1 protein-coding gene is annotated in these 1,142 nt (G+C 58.1%); it reads right to left on the bottom strand.

Annotation, left to right across the window (positions count from 1 at the left end):
* A partial coding sequence (gene tuf / locus TH5_RS25135) for an elongation factor Tu (protein WP_114124141.1) occupies positions 1 to 1,142 on the bottom strand: 1,142 nt, incomplete at both ends.

Raw genomic sequence — 1,142 nt, 5'->3', positions numbered from 1 at the left:
GCGCCGACGGTACGACCGCCTTCACGGATTGCGAAACGCAGACCTTCGTCCATTGCGATCGGTGCAATGAGGGTCGCGGTCATCTGGACGTTGTCGCCCGGCATAACCATTTCCGTGCCTGCCGGCAGCTCGATCGAGCCGGTGACGTCAGTGGTACGGAAGTAGAACTGCGGACGGTAGTTCGAGAAGAACGGCGTGTGACGGCCACCTTCATCCTTGGTCAGGATGTAAGCTTCTGCAGTGAACTTGGTGTGCGGCTTGATCGAGCCGACATGTGCCAGAACCTGGCCACGCTCGACGTCTTCACGTTTGGTGCCGCGCAGCAGCGCGCCGATATTGTCGCCAGCTTCACCCTGATCGAGCAGCTTGCGGAACATTTCAACGCCGGTGACGATCGTTTTGACGGTGTCTTTGATACCGACGATTTCGACTTCTTCACCAACCTTGACGATACCGGTTTCAACACGGCCGGTCACAACGGTACCACGACCCGAGATCGAGAACACGTCCTCGATCGGCATCAGGAACGGACGGTCTTTCGGACGTTCCGGTGCCGGGATGTAGCTGTCAACAGCTTCCATCAGTTTCAGGATCGCTTCTTTGCCAATCGCGTCATCACGACCTTCAAGGGCAGCAAGAGCCGAACCTTTAACGATCGGAATGTCGTCGCCCGGGAAGTCGTAGGACGACAGAAGTTCACGGATTTCCATTTCGACGAGCTCGAGGAGTTCCTCGTCATCGACCTGGTCAACCTTGTTCATGAACACGACGAGGGCCGGAACGCCAACCTGACGGGCAAGCAGGATGTGCTCGCGGGTCTGCGGCATCGGGCCGTCTGCTGCCGAAACAACCAGGATGCCGCCGTCCATCTGTGCCGCACCGGTGATCATGTTTTTAACATAGTCAGCGTGGCCCGGGCAGTCGACGTGCGCATAGTGGCGGTTCGCCGTTTCGTATTCGACGTGCGCGGTCGAGATCGTGATACCACGAGCTTTCTCTTCCGGCGCCTTATCGATCATGCTGTAGTCCTGGAACGATGCGCCGCCGCTCTCTGCGAGAACTTTGGTGATCGCTGCGGTCAGCGTGGTTTTACCGTGGTCAACGTGGCCGATGGTGCCAACGTTCACGTGCGGTTTTGTACG

This window comes from Thalassospira xianhensis MCCC 1A02616, from assembly GCF_003326475.1.
Taxonomy (GTDB): Bacteria; Pseudomonadota; Alphaproteobacteria; order Rhodospirillales; family Thalassospiraceae; genus Thalassospira; species Thalassospira xianhensis.
Note: the sequence above shows the minus strand (reverse complement) of the source record. Positions and strands in the feature narration are given on the sequence as shown.